18 protein-coding genes are annotated in these 16854 nt (G+C 55.8%); 1 reads left to right on the top strand and 17 read right to left on the bottom strand.

The window, feature by feature from the left end; translation table 11 throughout:
* Positions 1–8: 8 nt before the first annotated feature.
* The 9 genes from fimG to ROR01S_RS05460 all read right to left on the bottom strand — a co-directional run bounded on the left by fimG (position 9) and on the right by ROR01S_RS05460 (position 9599).
* Positions 9–512 carry a type 1 fimbrial minor subunit FimG gene (gene fimG / locus ROR01S_RS05500; RefSeq protein WP_015585803.1) on the bottom strand — a complete coding sequence of 168 codons (504 nt, stop codon included), beginning with the start codon at positions 510–512 and terminating at the stop codon, positions 9–11.
* Positions 513–524: 12 nt separating this feature from the next.
* Positions 525–1055 (bottom strand): type 1 fimbrial adaptor subunit FimF, encoded by a 531-nt coding sequence (gene fimF / locus ROR01S_RS05495; RefSeq protein WP_064359187.1) that lies wholly within the window; start codon positions 1053–1055, stop codon positions 525–527.
* A gap of 10 nt (positions 1056–1065) precedes the next feature.
* Entirely contained in the window at positions 1066–3693 is a 2628-nt protein-coding gene (locus ROR01S_RS05490) for a fimbrial biogenesis usher protein (RefSeq protein WP_064359186.1), read from the bottom strand.
* Positions 3694–3766: 73 nt separating this feature from the next.
* Complete coding sequence (locus tag ROR01S_RS05485) at positions 3767–4507, bottom strand: fimbria/pilus periplasmic chaperone (RefSeq protein WP_004867293.1); 741 nt, start codon at positions 4505–4507, stop codon at positions 3767–3769.
* Positions 4508–4527: 20 nt separating this feature from the next.
* Positions 4528–5067 carry a type 1 fimbrial minor subunit FimI gene (gene fimI, locus ROR01S_RS05480; RefSeq protein ID WP_032718216.1) on the bottom strand — a complete coding sequence of 180 codons (540 nt, stop codon included), beginning with the start codon at positions 5065–5067 and terminating at the stop codon, positions 4528–4530.
* A gap of 72 nt (positions 5068–5139) precedes the next feature.
* Positions 5140–5688, bottom strand: coding sequence for a type 1 fimbrial major subunit FimA (fimA, locus tag ROR01S_RS05475; RefSeq protein WP_004867288.1), 549 nt, complete (start codon positions 5686–5688; stop codon positions 5140–5142).
* Positions 5689–6183: 495 nt separating this feature from the next.
* Positions 6184–6780 carry a type 1 fimbria switch DNA invertase FimE gene (fimE, locus tag ROR01S_RS05470; RefSeq protein WP_004867283.1) on the bottom strand — a complete coding sequence of 199 codons (597 nt, stop codon included), beginning with the start codon at positions 6778–6780 and terminating at the stop codon, positions 6184–6186.
* Between the two features lie 538 nt (positions 6781–7318).
* Entirely contained in the window at positions 7319–7924 is a 606-nt protein-coding gene (locus ROR01S_RS05465) for a tyrosine-type DNA invertase (RefSeq protein ID WP_064359185.1), read from the bottom strand.
* Positions 7925–8987: 1063 nt separating this feature from the next.
* Positions 8988–9599, bottom strand: coding sequence for a LysE family translocator (locus ROR01S_RS05460; protein WP_064359184.1), 612 nt, complete (start codon positions 9597–9599; stop codon positions 8988–8990).
* Positions 9600–9750: 151 nt separating this feature from the next.
* On the opposite strand from ROR01S_RS05460, the gene ROR01S_RS05455 reads away from it, so the two are divergent.
* Complete coding sequence (locus ROR01S_RS05455; RefSeq protein ID WP_004867276.1) at positions 9751–10224, top strand: Lrp/AsnC family transcriptional regulator; 474 nt, start codon at positions 9751–9753, stop codon at positions 10222–10224.
* A gap of 110 nt (positions 10225–10334) precedes the next feature.
* On the opposite strand, the gene ROR01S_RS05450 is transcribed toward ROR01S_RS05455, so the two are convergent.
* The 8 genes from ROR01S_RS05450 to ROR01S_RS05415 form a co-directional block, all read right to left on the bottom strand.
* Entirely contained in the window at positions 10335–10580 is a 246-nt protein-coding gene (locus tag ROR01S_RS05450; protein ID WP_004867273.1) for a hypothetical protein, read from the bottom strand.
* Positions 10581–10797: 217 nt separating this feature from the next.
* Complete coding sequence (locus ROR01S_RS05445; protein ID WP_015585811.1) at positions 10798–12072, bottom strand: MFS transporter; 1275 nt, start codon at positions 12070–12072, stop codon at positions 10798–10800.
* A gap of 159 nt (positions 12073–12231) precedes the next feature.
* On the bottom strand, positions 12232–12726 hold the full coding sequence (locus tag ROR01S_RS05440) for a flavin reductase (RefSeq protein ID WP_064359183.1): 495 nt from the start codon (positions 12724–12726) through the stop codon (positions 12232–12234).
* Between the two features lie 11 nt (positions 12727–12737).
* Positions 12738–13706 carry a PDR/VanB family oxidoreductase gene (locus ROR01S_RS05435; protein ID WP_064359182.1) on the bottom strand — a complete coding sequence of 323 codons (969 nt, stop codon included), beginning with the start codon at positions 13704–13706 and terminating at the stop codon, positions 12738–12740.
* A gap of 24 nt (positions 13707–13730) precedes the next feature.
* Positions 13731–14471, bottom strand: coding sequence for an SDR family NAD(P)-dependent oxidoreductase (locus ROR01S_RS05430; RefSeq protein ID WP_064359181.1), 741 nt, complete (start codon positions 14469–14471; stop codon positions 13731–13733).
* Positions 14472–14478: 7 nt separating this feature from the next.
* A complete protein-coding gene (locus ROR01S_RS05425; RefSeq protein WP_004867261.1) occupies positions 14479–14958 on the bottom strand; it encodes an aromatic-ring-hydroxylating dioxygenase subunit beta in 480 nt (159 codons plus the stop codon).
* On the bottom strand, positions 14955–16262 hold the full coding sequence (locus tag ROR01S_RS05420; protein WP_004867258.1) for an aromatic ring-hydroxylating oxygenase subunit alpha: 1308 nt from the start codon (positions 16260–16262) through the stop codon (positions 14955–14957). The genes ROR01S_RS05425 and ROR01S_RS05420 overlap by 4 nt, the downstream gene beginning before the upstream one ends.
* A gap of 61 nt (positions 16263–16323) precedes the next feature.
* On the bottom strand, positions 16324–16851 hold the full coding sequence (locus tag ROR01S_RS05415; RefSeq protein ID WP_064359180.1) for a nuclear transport factor 2 family protein: 528 nt from the start codon (positions 16849–16851) through the stop codon (positions 16324–16326).
* Between the last annotated feature and the right edge of the window lie 3 nt (positions 16852–16854).

Raw genomic sequence — 16854 nt, 5'->3', positions numbered from 1 at the left:
CTCCTGATTCAGGCGTAGGTGTAGGTGACGCTAATCACCGCCTGAATGGTTCCCTGGGTGGCGCCGCCGTTAACCGTCAATGCTCTGACCTGTAGCGGGAAGCGGGCGGACTGCGTTGAGTCATCGACCTGGACTGCTTTAGTGGCGCCGTTGTTCAACGTGGTTCCGCCGTCATCCTGCAGCTCCAGCTGGATATTGCCGGCGGTACCCTGGTTTTTGTAATACCCGGTGGCGTCCGCGGTACCGCTAAAGCTGGCGGTGACGCGCGAGGTGCCGATGGGGCAGTTGCTCAGATCGAGCGACACGCCGTGCCAGGCCGAAGCGGCGCCTGCCGAGACCAGACTGAAGGTATACAGGTCGCCGAGCTCGACGGTGGCATTCGTGGTCGAGACCGTACAGGGTTTGGCGACCACTTTGCCGTTAACGGTGATCGTGATATCGGCCGCCTGTAGGGGAGAGCAGGCCAGTGCCAGCGCGCCCGCCAGAAGCCATTCTCGGGGAATGCATTTCATCTCAACCTCCGGTTACTGAAATTCCAGCGTGAATGTCGCTGTCGCGTTGACGTGCCCGGCGGTAACCGGCACCTGGGTGGCCATCAACCGCGCATAAAAGTTCAGGGTATTGGTCTGCCCGGGCGTCAGCGTCGTCCAGGCGATCGCCGTTGAGGGGGCGTTCAGCGGCAGCATCATCTGCTGACCATTGAGAATCTGCACCCCCATGCCCGCCGCGGCCGAAGCGCCGCTGTCCAGCTTCAGTAAGCTGGTGTTGTCGTTATCCGCCACGCCGATGAAGCCCACTTTGACCGCGGTCACCGAGCTGCCGCAGGGCGACAGTACGATACGAAACGGCACCACCGGCGTTGTCGCGCCGATGGTGTTGAACTGTTTAGCGGCGTTATCCATCAGGTCGACGGTAAAGTCTTTTGACTCACCCGCCACCGCGCAGGCGTTATCCCGGACATATCCGCTGATGGTAATGGTACTGTCGGCCGCGAAAGCGTTGGCGATGGCCAGCGACAGCACGGCTCCCAGCAGATACAGCGATTTGGTCATCATCATTTCTTCCTTAGCGACAGACGGCAGACAGCTGGCTCAACGCCTGCTTCTGGCTCTCTTGCGGCAGCTGATACTCGGCCACGCAGCTGGCATCGGGGCCTTCACCCCATGTCACCTGCACTTTGCCGGCCAGCGGCATACCGCTCAGATAAACCTGCCCGTTATCGGCCACGATACTGCCGCTCTGGTTATTGGCTGAGGTCACCATGGCGCCAAACGGAACCGGCTTGCCATTACGGGTTAGCGTCATCAGCAGCTTCATGCCGACGTGCGCTTTGAAATCTGCGCGCACGATGGCGCCGTGCGTGGGCACCACGCTGACCACCGCATCATCCAGGTCGACGTTGTCAGCCAGCGTGTTGGTGTCCAGCGCCACGCGGTTTTCACGATATTCGGTGGCGTACGGCAACACCGCATAGCCACGCCAGTCGGTACGCACCCCGGTCTGGTTTTCCACTTTCACGTTGTCGGCCCCCGGGGCCTTAACCAGCACCACCGTATCGTTCAACGGCTGGCTCAAGGTGACGCCGTTGCCGTGGGCAAGCACGCCGCCGCTTACGCCGTAGTACAGCTGTTTCAGGCCATCGCTTCGGCTGTAGCCGACGTTGGCGTTACCGTAGCCGCCGCGATAGTTCAGCGCCGCGTATCCGGTACCGCCGCTCCCGCCGTTGCCGCCGCCGGCATAGCCGGTCTGCACGCTGTAGCTCAGGTTATTGTCCTCCAGCAGCGTGCCGTACAGCCCGGCGAGGTTGGTCATCCGGCCATCGAGGTCGTGCGACATGCTGTAGCTGGCGCTGGCATGGCGCCATACTGATTTGCTGTCCGAGCGCAGCCAGTGGCTGAACGGAATGTTGACGTTGACCGCCAGCATCTGGTCGCGCCCCTGCTGCCAGGCGTTTTTGGTCAGGCTGTAGCTCAGCGTCCAGTTGATGTCGTCAACCGCAGTGTTCAGTCCGGCCTGCAGCTGCTGGTCCGCTTTGCCGGTTGACCAGTAGGTCTGATGGCTGCCGCTCAGGTAGAGCGTGGCGGTGCGTCCCAGCTGCTGGGTGACGCTGACCTGCACCTTGCCGCGTTTGCTGTAGGCGAGGTTGTAGTAGTCGGTGAATTTAGGCTTCACCTGGATAACGCCATCCTGGGTCTCGACGTCGTAGCCGCTCATCCGGCTATAGGTGGTATCGGCAAAGCTGTAATAGCCCCGCGTGGAGTAGCGGTAGCCGACCAGCTGAATATTGGTGCCGACTTCGTTAAGCGATTTGTTATAGAGAAAACGCAGCGACTGCCCCTGATGCTTGCTGTCATCAGGTAGCGTGGCGTTGGCCTGGGTCACGTCCAGCGATACGGCGCCGAACTCGCCCATGTTTTTGCCGACGCCGAGGTTAAAGGCACGGTAGCGGTCGGCAAGCTGGGAGCCGCCGTACAGCGTCCAGCCCGCCGCCAGGCCGTGCAGCAATGTCCCCTGGAAGAATTTCGGCTTCTCCTGCTGGTCGTTACCGCTGCGATATTCCCCCGCCGTCAGGGCGAAGCGCGAATGGCCCTCACGTTGCAGCACCGGCACCGTTGACCACGGCACGGTAAAGACCTGGCGGGTACCGTCGGTCTCTTTGATGGTGACCTGCAGATCGCCGCCGTTCCCGGCGGCATAGAGGTCGTCGATCGTAAACGGTCCCGGCGGCACCGTGCTCTGATAGATCTCATAGCCGTTTTGCCTGATCGAGACCTGTGCCGTCCCGCGGGCAATCCCGTGAATGACCGGGGCGAAACCTTTCTGGCTGTCCGGCAGCATATTGTCGTCAGAGGCCAGCTGGGCGCCGCGGAAGTTGATGCCATCGAACACGTCGCCGTTGGTATAGCTGTCGCCGAGCGTCAGGCGTGAGCGTAGGGGAACAATATCCCTCTCCAGCCAGCTGTTGACGTGCTGCCACTTATTCTCGTTGCTCGATGAACTGCCGCCGCTGCTGTAGCTCCAGGTGGTGTTATCGCGCAGGCGCCAGGCGCCGAGGTTGAGGCCACTTTGCAGATTCAAATAGGCATAGTTGCTGCTGCCGCCGATATCGTTATGGACATTGTTGCCGGTAAAGTTGTAGTTCAGCAGCCCGGCGGTGATGCCGTCATCCCACAGTTCGGGCGGGATATATCCGCGCGCACGATTGCCCATAAAAGCCTGTGGCACGGTCAGATACAGGCGCTGTTGGCCCACGTCAAAACGGCTGGTCGACTCTTTGATCATCTCCGCCATCGGCACGCAGGCATCGGCCGCGAGGGCATTCATACCGGACACGGCGGCGGTGTTGACGCCCATGCTGGCCAACTGGCCGCGGGTCAGGCAGGGAGCCAGACCGTGGTGGTTCTCTCCGCTCTTAAAGGTGACATCGCGAGTCGTCATAAAGCCGTTATTCAGATAGATATCGACGCGATAGGTGCCCGGTGGCACCTCTTGACCCTTTTCGAAATTCGACAGATCCGCCACTGCGGCAGGATCATCGGCGAGGAAACGCGGGTTAAAGTAAAGTTCCGCCTGCGCGGAAAAGGCCTGCATGGCAAGCAAAAGGGCAAAAGGGAACCGGGCAAAGACGCGAGCCGATCCCGACGCGCGGCGCCGCGCACCCAGGCGGTCCGATCCATATTTCAGATGTGACATAGTCCCTCCGGTCCGAAGTCGCCCGGCTGTCAGTTCTTTTTATATTTCAGGGGAGAACGCTATTTCCCCGTGGTTATTGCAGTGCGCCCTTCATCCGTGGGGTCAGTGCGCCGTAGTCGTTAATCGTCCGGTAGGTGATGTCGCGTCCGGCGTCGGACGGGATTTTTACCGAGGCTTCCCCCATCGGCGGAACCAGCGCATTTTCCAGCACCCGGGTGCCGGCATTGAGTTCGGTCACCGTCAGGTAGTAGGGCGTGGGATTGATCAGCGTCAACGTGTTGGCGCTACGGCGAAACGTCAGCTTCTCTGCCGCCTGATCCGGCGACAGCGCGAGTTTCCCCGGGCGGTAATAGAGCTTGATGCGGCTGATAATCGCCAGCTGCAGCGTGTTATCGCTAAGCTTTGATTTATCCATGGAGGGGATGGCTTTCACGTTCATCCAGAACAAACTTTCCCGATCCTGCGGCAGCTTGTCGTTGGTCGCATCGATTATGCGCAGCGTATTCTCTTTTTTGCCCTGCATAGCGAACAGCGGTGGGGTGATCACAAAGCGCCCGTCTTTTTGTCCGTCGGCGTTTTCGACCCACGACTGAATCAGATAGGTGCTGTTGTCGTCATTGTTGGTCACCGCCAGCTGAACCTGCTTTTGTCCGGCGGGATAAATAACGCGGGTGGCTCCCAGCGCCACGCCCGCTTCGGCACGCGCAGCGAAACCGGCGGTCGTTATCATCAATAAGCCCGCCAGTAAGCAGCGTGTCATCCCCAGTGTTTTTCTCACGTTTTCCCCTTTTATACTCGCCGTTATGTCCTGCATCCGGTATGCCTGCTGGTTAATTACTGATAGGTCAGAGAGAACCAGGCCTGAGCATTTGCGGCTCCGCCGGTAACCTGATGTCCGGTCGCCCGATATTTAGCGACAAAATGGAGCGTGGTGGGGCCGGTATACAGTCGTGACCAGGCGCCCGGTGGGCTGTTGAGCGGAATCAGGCGATCTTCTTTGTCGAACAGCGCGACGCCGATACCGGTTGCGATGCCGGGGCCTTCGCCAACCGAGAGCACGTCCGGATTTTTGCCATCAGCGACGCCATGAAAGGCGACACCAACCCGTTGACTGACGGCGGTGCTGCAATCCTGGAGATGAATATCGAAAGGAACAGGGTCAGTATCTTCCCCTGGCGAATGAAACCGATTGCTGCTGATCTGTCCCATGTTGACCGTCAACTGCTGGTCTCCTGCTTCAACGCGGCAGGATTCGGCAATAATGACGCCCTGAAAGCGCATATTTCCGCCGGGTAACGTCACATTCCACTGGTTTCCGGCCAGCGCGAGCGGCGACAGTAAAAAAAACAGCAGGCCAGATTTCATTCCTTGCATCGTTATCACCCCAGTCCTGTTGTGGATAACGGGCCATCCTGGCCCGAGCAGCGTCCTTGCGTGATGAGTGAATTATTCGTACTGCACTTTGAAGGTTGCGTCGGCGTTAGCAGTACCTGCGGTTGCCGCGCCAGTCGCGTAGTAGCGAGCCTGGAAAGGAATGATGTTGGTGCCGTCGTTCAGCGTGGTTGCTGCACCGAAGGTTGCGCCGTCCAGCGCCAGCGGAGTACCGGTGCTGTCGAGGATCTGTACGCCAACGTTCGTCGCGCCACCGGCTGCAGAGTTCTGCAGTGCCAGAACGGTGGTGTTGCTGCTGTCTACGGCAGTACCGGAGAATGCAACGGAAGCTTTGGTTGCGACGGTAGTATCGCAATCATCCAGCTGGATGTTAAAACCGACCGCAGAGCTGGTGCTGCCTGCAGTAGCGAGTTTGGCTGAACGAACCTGGCCCAGTTGAACGGTCTGATCGATAGAGCCAGCATCAACGGCACAGGCCGCGTTGACCACTTCCCCTTTAAAATGCACTGTGCCGCCATTAACCGTGGTGGTGTCAGCCAGGGCCGCCGCGGAACTCAGAGACAGGGCTGACAGAACAACGATAGCCAGTGTTTTGATTTTCATGCTGTTTTCCTTTAAACAATGTCGATATTACGAACCGAAATTGGCAGTCGTCGTGCCTTCCAGGCATTCCATGTATCAGCCGAATGGTTCGACTGCCGGCTCTGCGCAGTTTTCGCCCAACTGATGAGTCAATTGGGGCCATTTTGACTCATTGAGATAAACACCTGGTTTTTTGGTTTTTTTAGATTGTTGTTAGGTTATTATTCTTTTTATTTATTGTTTGTTGGTTTTATTTTCTGTTTTTTTGTTTTGAAGAAGGTCGGTCATCGGGCGAGGTCAGGGCGGATGAGATGACGGGTAAGCGGAAAGGATGAAGAGATAAGTAAAGTTTCTTAAGGGTAAAATATGATAGTAATCAATCGGATGAATTTAATTCGTGAGAATATATGTACTTGCCAGTTGCAAAAGATTGCAAAACATTTTTATGATATAAACAGTTTGGCCCCAATTGACTTGTTCATTTTTAAATTTATCCTTATTTATCAAATGAATAAATCATTTCTTCGAACCATGAGAATTTTCTTCAAGCAGATTATTTCTTTCCCATAATCCTGCGAAACGCGCGGCATTGCTGGCGGTATAACGCACTGTATGTCGAATATTGCGATGACCCAGATAATCCTGAATTAAACGGGTATCTGTCCCTCTTTCCGCAAGTTCATAGCCGCAGGCATGGCGCAGCATATGCGGGTGAGTGTGGGTAGCGGTTCCGGCCTCTTCGCCGGCGCTACGAATAATCCGATAGGCCTGCTGGCGGGAAAGCTGAGTGCCGCGGCGGGAAATAAAAATCGCATTGGTTTTTTGTGCCGCTTTCCAGCCGGCGCGAACCTGGGTCCAGCGCGCAATAGCTTCCAGCTCGTCGAATCGCAGCGGGTGGATGGTCGAAAATCCATTCTTCAACCGACGGACGTTGATGCGGCCCTCATTGAGGTCAAGATCGCGATAGTGCAGATCGAGCAGTTCGCTGATGCGCATCCCGTGACGAAAGGCCAGCAGGATAAGGCAATAATCCCGCTCTCCGGTTGGACCCTGCCGTGCCGCCTGCATCATTGCCTGAACTTCTTTGGCGGTAAGAAAACGACGTCGATTCACAATACAATGCTCCTGAAATTAATTTGCACGAAGACAGCGTCCTGAAGCAATTATCAGGACGGTTAAAAAATAATCCGCAGTGTTAAAGGCGTATTATATAAAGGTACATATACAGTTCATTCTTCACGTTGCCATGATGTTGAAGCTGTAAAAATAGATGGTCACATTACATTCACACATCGTTAAAATATAGCTACACGACAATTCTTATTTTTATAGATTTTATGGCATATCACAATAGTGACAGCAAGGCTTCTTGCCAGGTACATCAAATTACGAGGAAAAAAAGTGAATGAGAAGCTGGCTTTGGACGGAAAATATAATGCTGAATGGTTTAACCTGACAATAAATAACGAATTGAAATCCTGAGTATTTACAAGGGTTTCAGCAGGAACCGTATTATGTATGAAATAAGAACTTGCGGGAACAATAATCGTAATTAACGCATGGTTAATATTTATTAATGTTTTCAGCGATCGTTGTTCATTTTAACGCCATCGAGAGTATCAGGCGTCAACTCCTTTTGACGCCCGGACCGTCATTGCAAAATGCTGTTACGCTGCTTCTCTTTTACATTGTCCCAGATGCCGTAAAAACGCCCGGCGTTGCTCGCGGTGTACCAGACGGTATGGCGGATATTTCGGTGGCCAAGGTAGTCCTGAATAAGGCGGATATCGATACCCATATTCGCCAGCGCAAATCCGCATGAATGGCGAAGCATATGGGGATGAATTTCAATCGTTAATCCGGCGGTGCCTCCGGAGGAGGATATTATCTGGTAAAACTGCTGGCGGGAAAGCGGATTGCCTTTACGCGATAAAAACAGCCATTCACTGTCGGCATGCGGATAGGTTTTTCGAATATCCAGCCAGTTTTTCAGTGCCTGAATTTCTTTATTGAGTAAAGGATGGGTAGTGGAAAATCCTTTTTTAAGACGATGGATATAAATACACTTAGAGCGCAAGTCAATATCAGATATTTGCAGGCGGCAAATTTCACTGGCGCGAAACCCATGAATAAAACAGAGTAATGTCAGGCAATAGTTTCGGGCAGCATGTGCTCCGGTGTTCGCCGCTTTAAGAAGCGATTCAATCTCATTCTGAGTAAGGAAGTTCCTTTTTTTGATATCGGCATTATTCTTCATTATATTCCCTTTTAATTGCAGGCGTATATTACGAACTATTCGTTGTCGTCAGGCCAGCTTTGTTGTCCGATTGAACATTTTTTCGCTTATATTTCGCCATCGCGCCAGGCACTTTTAAAACGTGTCACGTACTCCAGCTTGTATCAAGCTGAACCGGGTCATCAGAAGGCGGGTATTTAGTTGAATCATGAAGTATCTCCATGCTCTGGAACGAATGACTTCATGGAATACAATGGATTAAATCTTTTTGGGTTAAACAATGACGCTGTTCCTGGGGGGGAGCATGTCCCGATCATCCTTCATTCCTCCTGGTTGCACACGCCGGTGATACAGGGGCGCAGGGCATCGCTCTGGCGCTAGCCCAACGAATATCGACATCCTGATACATGCCGCTCTGCCATGAGATATCACGACTGGCGGATCTCTTAGTGGACGGGGATGGATAAATCATCTCCGGGTTCTCCCTTGTCGCCTCGGCGCAGGTTGAAGGATTTTTGTGTCTGGTCTGCTAATAATTAAATGCCCGTTAACCTGCCGCCATTCCTTACAAAAGTGAATCCGGCTCTGGCCTGGTGAATATTCCACGAAGCGCTTCGCAGAACGCGAAGAACGATATACTCGCCTGGGTAGCATTCACTGCATCACTACAACAATGATTAAACCATACTGCAAAATTATGTTCGAGAATAGTAATAATAAGCCCGGCGGCACAAGCCTCCTCTCAGCGCGGGACTTAATTTCGGCTAAGGGCCGGAGGGCGATTTCGTATGCGTAGCGCGCGAAAATGGTGGCGGTCAGGGGGGTTACTGGAGTTATTTGACGCTTTTCGCTTGAGGGTTCTGGCTATCCTGTTGTTTGTTAAGATGCAGTTTTGGGGTTTTATGAAGATTACTGGAGTTATCTGGAGCCTTTCCCCGGTATCATAGAGAAAGGGTGTTTTTTACGGCGAATAGATTCAAACCCTTGCAGCGAAATATGCAGACAGGGCGATGGCCCCCTGTCGAGAGGGCACAAATAACTTAAACCGGTGTGAATCTATTTTGTTCATCCCGCGTCTGCAGCGTTATTTCAGCTGGCTGTAGAATAGCAGGATGGCTATCGCCACCATCATCGCTCCGGAGATCATGCTGACTCTTCTTGCCACCTCCGGCCGGTGGGTTAATAGCCTTTTTGACCCGTAGCCAACCAGAAAATAGATCAGCGTGCAGGTCAACAGATGAATGCTTCCCAGGGCCGACATTTGCAGTGCAACCGGCCAGCGTCCTTCAGGATCGGTAAATTGTGGCAGCAGGGCGAAGAATAAGAGAAAGACTTTTGGATTCAGCCCGCTAATACATAACCCTTTTAGCGCCCAACGGTTCCAGCTTCCGGCCTGCTGCGTTGCGGCGTCAGGCGTGGTGGGGTGACGCAAAATCGCGATCCCCAGCCACAGCAGATAGGCTGCGCCCAGCAGCGTGATCAGCGACAGCACCAGCGGGTGACCGGTAACGGCCACGCCGATCCCGGCGATCACGATAATGGCCGCCAGCAGATGCCCGGACATCAGTCCGATCACCGCGGGAAGCACCCGTTGTCCGTGGATGCCGGCGCTAATGGTATAGGCCCAGTCGGCACCGGGTGTGATGATCAGCAGGAAAGAGACAACCCAGAACCCGGCGATAAAACTCATCTCCATGACCGGCTCTCTCCACCGTGTTTCAAGGTATTGCGCATAACGATCCCCCGTCGGTATCCGTATTCTGTAGAGGAAAAGAATATCGGGATTTACGGGAAATAAGTTTTCAATGTTATGCTGAAAACCCCCTGTTTAAGAGAAAATCTTCCAAATGGATAGCATAGATCGAAAAATTATTGCTGAGCTGCAATCCGATGGTCGTCTGTCGATTACCGAGCTGGCTGAACGGGTCAATTTGAGCCTCTCTCCCTGTCATCGACGGCTGCGGGCTTTAGAGCAGGAAGGGGTTATCACCGGCTATCGGGCCAACCTCGATCCTCTGAAAATGGGCTTTAATTTCCTGGCCATCGTGTTTGCGACCTTAAAAGAGGGTGATAAAAAAGCGGTGAGCGCGTTTGAAGAGGCGGTTGAAGAGATCCCTCAGATCGTGCTGGCCCAGCGGCTGTTTGGCGATCCGGACTACCTGATGCACGTGGTCACCCGGGATCTCCCGGCGTTTCAAAAACTCTATGATGACAAACTCTCGGCGATGCCCGGGGTGCAGCATTTGCGCTCGACGCTGGTGATGAAAACCGTGGTGCAGGATCGTCCCTTTCCGTTGGAAAGCTTAAACCTGACGCGCTGATTCGCCCCGAGTCAGGCCGGCATTTCTGATAACAGGGGAGGCGTTGTGCTGAATCTCAAGGCGCGGGGGAAGGCGGGCGCGGTAGCCACGCCTGCCCGTGAGCGCTTAACTTACCATTTTTCGTCGCGCGCATCCTGGCGGCCATCGCGACGGTTATCGCGTTTATCCTGGCGGCAGCTGGCGTTGCTTTGATTATTGTCTCTGACGCACTGCTGTTTGGCATCGCGTCCGCCCTGGCGTGAATCCTGGCGGGTATCGCGTGCGTCCTGACGGTTATCACTGCGGTAAGTCGCGTTAGCCGAGAGGCTCGGCAGCAACAGCGCTGCGGTAACCAGAGCGAGAAGGAGTTTTTTCATAAATATTGCCTTTCTGATAAACCAAACATACTGATATATGAATAATAATTAAGCGTTATTGTGGCGTGGAAATATTTTTTATTTCTCGGCAATAAGTGCCTGTTTATTCATTGTTTTGTTTAAAATTAAATTTATCAGAGCGGCGGCAGGCAATGCCTCAGCCGGTGGTTCTGGTTGCCGAAGCGGCGCGCATCCCTGCGGACCGATCCGAAGGGATTTACAGCGCCGGCTGCTGCTGGCGCGGCGTCGCGGGATGACGAATGCTGAACAGCGCCACCAGGGCCAGCAGTGCAAAGGCCAGCAGCATCAGCGCCACCGGGACGTAGCTGTCCCATTTCATTAAAAATGCGACCGCCAGCATCGGGCTTATCCCGCCGGAGATAACGGCGCCAATCTCGTGGCCCAGCGCCAGACCGGTATAGCGCACTTCAACTGGAAATAGCTCCACCATCATGCACGGCTGGGCGGCGATCATCGCCCCGTGACATACCGGCAGCGCCAGCAGCATCGCCAGCAGAATCGCCGGGAAGCTATGCATTTGTAGCAGCCAGAAGAACGGGAAGGCGACCAGCGCCATGCCGGTCACGCCAATATAGTAGAGCGTTTTCCTGCCGATACGGTCCGACAGCCAGCCCCAGCCGAGAATCGTGGCGATCTCCACCGTCATGGCAAGGGTCACGGCGGCAATCACCTGGCTGGTCTCAATGCCGATATGTTTGCAATAGACTACGGAAAAGGTGAAAAAGATGTAGACCGCGCCGTTTTCCGCCAGCCGCAGACCAATGGCCTGCAAGATCGCTTTCGGGTGATGTTTAAAGGCGCTGAGCACCGGCAGCTGCACCTCCCTCTCCCCGGAGGCATGTTTTCGGGCGACAAACTCGGCATTTTCCTCAATGTTGCGCCGGATATAGACGCCGACCAGAAAGATAAACAGGCTCAGCAGGAAAGGGATGCGCCACGCCCAGGCCAGCACATCTTCCTGCGGCAGCAGCTGCACCAGATAAAAAGCCAGCGAAGAGAGTACAAATCCGCCGGAGACCCCCACCTGGCTCCAGGCGGTGTAGTAGCCTTTTTGTTGCGCCGGGGCATTCTCACTCAGCATCAGGACGCCGCCGCCCCATTCGCCGCCGGAGGCGACGCCCTGGATAAAACGCAGGGTTATCAGGGCGACTGGCGCCAGAATACCGATGTGTTCATAGGTTGGCAGCAGACCAATCAGAAAGGTACTGGCGCCCATTAACGTCAGGGTGATAATCAGGGTCATTTTACGGCTGTATTTATCCCCGAGATGACCAAAGGCAATGCCGCCCAGCGGCCTGGCGATAAAGCCGATGGCAAAACCGGAAAAGGCCAGAAAGGCCCCGAGCAGCGGATCATCGGTTGCCGGAAAGAACAGGGGGCCGAAGACCAGCGCCGCCGCCGTACCGTAAAGAAAAAAGTCATACCATTCCAGGGAGTTACCCAGAAAAGAGCCGATAATCAATTTGCGCATTGATTGGGGAGTGCTAACCGGCGTATCGCTTGCAGTTCCAGACATCACATCTACTCCAGTACAGGTGAAAAGAGGGCGCCGAAGAGCTGACGCCATGATGCAACCCGAAGCGTATGAGGGCGGCATTATGCGATAGGGTATTTTTCGTTAGGGTGAACCTTAGCGGTACGGCTGCGCGCTAAGGGTATGGAACTGGCGGTTGAACCACACCAGCCCGTCGCCGGCCTGGTGATGACGAATCTGTCTGACCTCGCAATAAAACACGCTGTGACTGCCCACTTCATGGCTGGTAGAAATGGTGCAGTCGACGTTGGCGACGGCCGTCGCCAGCACCGGTGAGCCGGTTTCCAGCGTCAGCCACTGGTCGTGTAAAAAACGCTCTTCCGAACGCAGCTGGCTATTGGCAAAGATGGCGGACAGGTTTTGATGCTGACCGGAGAGCACGTTCACGCACAGCACGCCGTTCTCTTTAAATTTGCCATGGGCGAAAGAAGAACGGTTCATACACACCAGCAGCGTGGGGGGCGAATCGGTGATGCTGCATACGGCGGAGGCGGTAAAGCCAAAGCGGCCTGCCGGACCATCGGTGGTGATAATCGTGATAGCGCTGCCCAGTTGTGCCATGGCGTTACGGAAATCAGATGTCAGGTTCATAGCGGTATCCGTTATTTCAGTTTGACGTATTCGAAGCTTTCGATAACCAACCGGGGCGTTTTGGCCCGCGAACAGCACAGCAGGATCTGGTCGTTATCTTCGCGTTCTTCATCGGTTAAATACTCATCGCGGTGATCCGGCACGCCGCTGCACACATTGGCGAGGCAGGTTCCGCAGACCCCCTGTTCGCAGGAGACTTTGACCTTGATCCCCGCATTTTTCAGCGCGGCGACAATGGTTTCGTTCTCCCCGACGGCAACGGTGAGGCCCAGCTCGGGGACCTCGACGGTAAAGCTGGCGCCGCCGGTTTCCACTTCCCGGTTAAAAAACTCCTGATGCAGTTGTTCGGGCGGATAACCGCAGCCGCGCGCCGCATCGGCTATCCCGTCCATAAACCCTTCCGGGCCGCAGACGTAGACGTGAGCGGCGGCGCGGTGCGGGGCCAGCACTTCGTGAGGGCGGATTTTTTCTCCTTCCTCGCTGATGTGCAGATGGACGCGGTCGCTAAAAGGGCAATCCGCCAGCTCGTGCAAAAAGGCCATCCCGTCGCGGCGCCGCCCGCAATAATGGATAGCGAAAGATTTTCCGGCGCGGAACAGCGTATCCGCCATCGCCAGCATCGGCGTAATCCCGATCCCGCCGCCAATCAGCAGGCTGTGGCTGGCATCCATCTCAAGCGCAAACAGATTGCGCGGCGTGCCGATCGTCACCGTGGCGCCGACCTGGAGCCGATGCGCCGACAGCGATCCTCCGCGCGATGTCCGATCCTTGAGAATGCCCAGGCGATACTGCTGCGGATGATGAGGGCTGCCGCACAGTGAATACTGGCGAACGATCCCCTCCTCGAGATAGAGATCGATATGCGCCCCGGCGCTAAACGGCGGCAGGGGAGCGCCGTCCAGCGAAGCCAGGGTCAGGACCACCACATCGGCGCCCTGGATTTCGCGTTCTGCGACGCGTACGGTCAGTGTTTCAGCCATCTTTCTTCTCCACCCTGACAGGGCTTAACGCATATAGATGCCGCCGTTGATATCCCAGGTCGCCCCGGTGATAAAGGTGGCGGACGGGTCGGCCAGCAGCTCTACCGCGCGGGCGACCAGCCGCGGATCGCCCAGGCGTTTCATCGGGATCATCTCCAGCAGCGCCGGCATTTTTTCTTCCGCTACCGCCGCATGAACGGACGGTAAATCGAGCGGGCCGGGGGCTATGGCGTTGACGCTGACCCCGGCGGCGCTCAGCGCGCGGGCAAACACTTTCGTCAGCGTCAGAATGCCGCCTTTCGAGGCCGCATAATGGGCGCCGGAGGCGGTGCCGCCGTTTTGTCCCGCCAGCGAGGCGAGATTGATAATGTTGCCCTGTCGGCGTTGACTAAAATAACGGCCAACAATCTGACAGCCGAGAAAGGTGCCCCGCAGGTTGGTGCTGGTGACGCGATCGAACTCCTCAACGGAGATCTCCATGATCGGCGTGGTCAGCGTGAGCGCCGCGTTGTTCACCAGCACATCCAGCCCGCCAAATCGTTCGTCGATCTGCGCCAGCGCAGCGTGAAAGTGTTCGGGTTCGCGGATATCCAGCGCCAGGGGCAGCAGCCGCCGTCGATCGGCATCGATCTGCCGGGCCCCCTCGCACGCGATGTCGATGGCGATATCCGCCATCGCCACCTGATAACCCAGCTGCCACAGATGGCGGCTAATCGTCAGCCCGAGGCCGCTGCCGGCGCCGGTTACGAGTACGGTTCTTGTCATTGCAGCCTCACAGGATGTAGCCAATGCTATGCAGATAATCGTCGGCGTTAATCAGCCGGACGACCTTCTGCGCGATAAGAAAGCGCTCGCCCTGCGGCACCAGGGTGTAGCTCAGGTCGGCGACGTAATGGTGTTCTTTACCTTTGCGGTACTCATACAGAAACTGGGCGCAGCGGATCTCGACACGCTGGTCGCTGGCCTCGATCAGGCGGTGGCGGCCGATCATGCGGATGGTGCGTGCGCGCGGCGTCGTCGAGATCGACTCGCCGCTGTACAGACGATGGACGCGCTTCTCGCGCATGGCCTGATTGTCATAGGCGTAATTCAGCGCGTTGGCGAAATCGGTCGTCTGCCGATCGACAGGAATGATGTACATCCCCTGCGGCTGCCACAGCGTCAGCCACTCGTGGAATTCGCCCTGGTCGAGCAGGTCCGCCTCTTGATTAATAAAGTGAATGGCGGCGGTTAAAGTCTGTTGTGCGCTCATTTTTGCCCCCGGTTTTCTGCGGTCATGTACTTTTTCCACTGCTGATAGGCGGCACGCATGCCGGTTTCGGCGCTGACGTCGCTGCGCAGTCCATCGGCGGTGCGCGTCTCTCCCGGCAGGCCGCGATTGAGCATGATCCACAGATCGTTGCCCGCGCCGCCGCCGCGCTGGACGCGCTCCCAGGCTTCAGAATCATCCGGCGTGCCAAAGCCCATCGGGCCCTGGAAGTGTTCATGCATCCGCAGACGCGCCTGGTTGGCAATCGCCGGGCCATCTTTCATCGTCAGCACCACGTGGTGGATTTCGGTCTCCTGCACTGAGACGGGTTGCAGCACGCGGAAGAACGCCATCGAGCAGGCAACGTTGGGGAACAGGTTCAGGTTGAAGCCGCTGCCGCCCACGGCGCGGACGATGCGGCGCACCTGCTGCTCTTCGTGGCCCTCTTCTCGCAGCGCCTGAGCCAGTTCAAGGAAGCGATCCGGCACCGGCGCATCGAGATTCTCTTCAAGGTCAATCAGTTCCGGGATCATCACCATCACGCTGTGGCCGTTTCCGAGATCTTCGACAAAACCTTTGCCGTCAACGAAGTTGAGCATCTCTTCCGTTTGCTTATCGACGGAGCTCAGAAAGGACTTATGTACGATGGGAAAGTGATAGCCATCGGTGGTATTTTCCAGCTGAATCTTCCAGTTGCCGGGGAAGCGGAAGCGGTGGGCGGTGGTCGCCTGCAGCGGGTAGCCCGCCCCCTGTTTCATAAACAGATCCATCCATTTCATGGCCGGTCCGAGGAAGTCGGTCAGCGGTTCCATCTGCTGGTTGAAGGTGGCGAAAATCATTCCCGCGTAGCTTTCGCTGCGCAGACGCACCATGCCGAGCTGCGCTTTATCCAGGGTATCGCCGTAGCTTTCCGGATGCGGTACGCCGCGCAGGGCGCCGTCGAGGCCGTAACCCCAGCCGTGATAGGGGCAGACAAAGCTGTTGGTTTTGCCGCTGCGGTGTTCGCAAACGGTGGCGGCGCGGTGGCGACAGCGGTTCAGCAGGACGTTGATGTTGCCTTTGCGATCGCGTACCACGATGACCGGCTGCGTTCCGACCATAGAGGACTTAAAGCTGCCCGCGTCCGGGACTTCACTTTCGTGTCCGACCCAGACCCAGGTCTGGTTAAAAATCTTCTCGATCTCAAGGGCGAAAATGTCGCCGGAGGTGTACAGCGAGGTATGAACCCGGTCGGACTGTACCAGGGCGCCCAGCGTGGCGGCGTCGTAGCCGCTCTCAATATTTTTTACCGGAATACATTCAGACATTGCTTAATCTCCTGAGTCTCGGTGATGTTTCTGCGGGCAGAGGCATCGGCTGCCCGCGGAATCATTCCGGGGACCGCGTAGTGTCGGGTACGGGTAAATCCACCGGCGAGTGCCAGTAATCCACCGGACGACTCAATAAGTTACGGGTGGTGAAATGGTCTATGAGCCAGCGCTCGCCTGTTTTTTTAAAGCGAATCACCAGTTCTGCGCTGTTGAGATGCGACCCTCCGGCGCGAAAGGTGGAAACCTGTAACATTTTCCAGCGCCCGATAGCCTCATTCTCTGCGCCAATATCAATATATTCGGACGTTAAATAATGAACGTTGATGGCAAAGTGTGCGGGCTCGCTAATATAACGGGCCATCATTTGGGCAATGTTTTTTCGCCCGGAATAACGTCCCAGTTTGTTTTGGTATAAACTGCCGAGACCTTCCCAGATAGCATCTTCACAAAATAAGTCAGCAATTTCCTGCGCGATATCCGGATAAGATAAATCGTCACATAAATGCATATATTGACTCATCAGGTTGCGAATCTGATTGGCCGCTTCGAGTTTATCCAGACGCTGCAGACACTTTTCCAGATTCATAAG

It is taken from the genome of Klebsiella ornithinolytica NBRC 105727 = ATCC 31898, assembly GCF_001598295.1.
Lineage (GTDB): Bacteria > Pseudomonadota > Gammaproteobacteria > Enterobacterales > Enterobacteriaceae > Klebsiella > Klebsiella ornithinolytica.
This window is presented reverse-complemented; position numbering and strand designations above follow the sequence as displayed.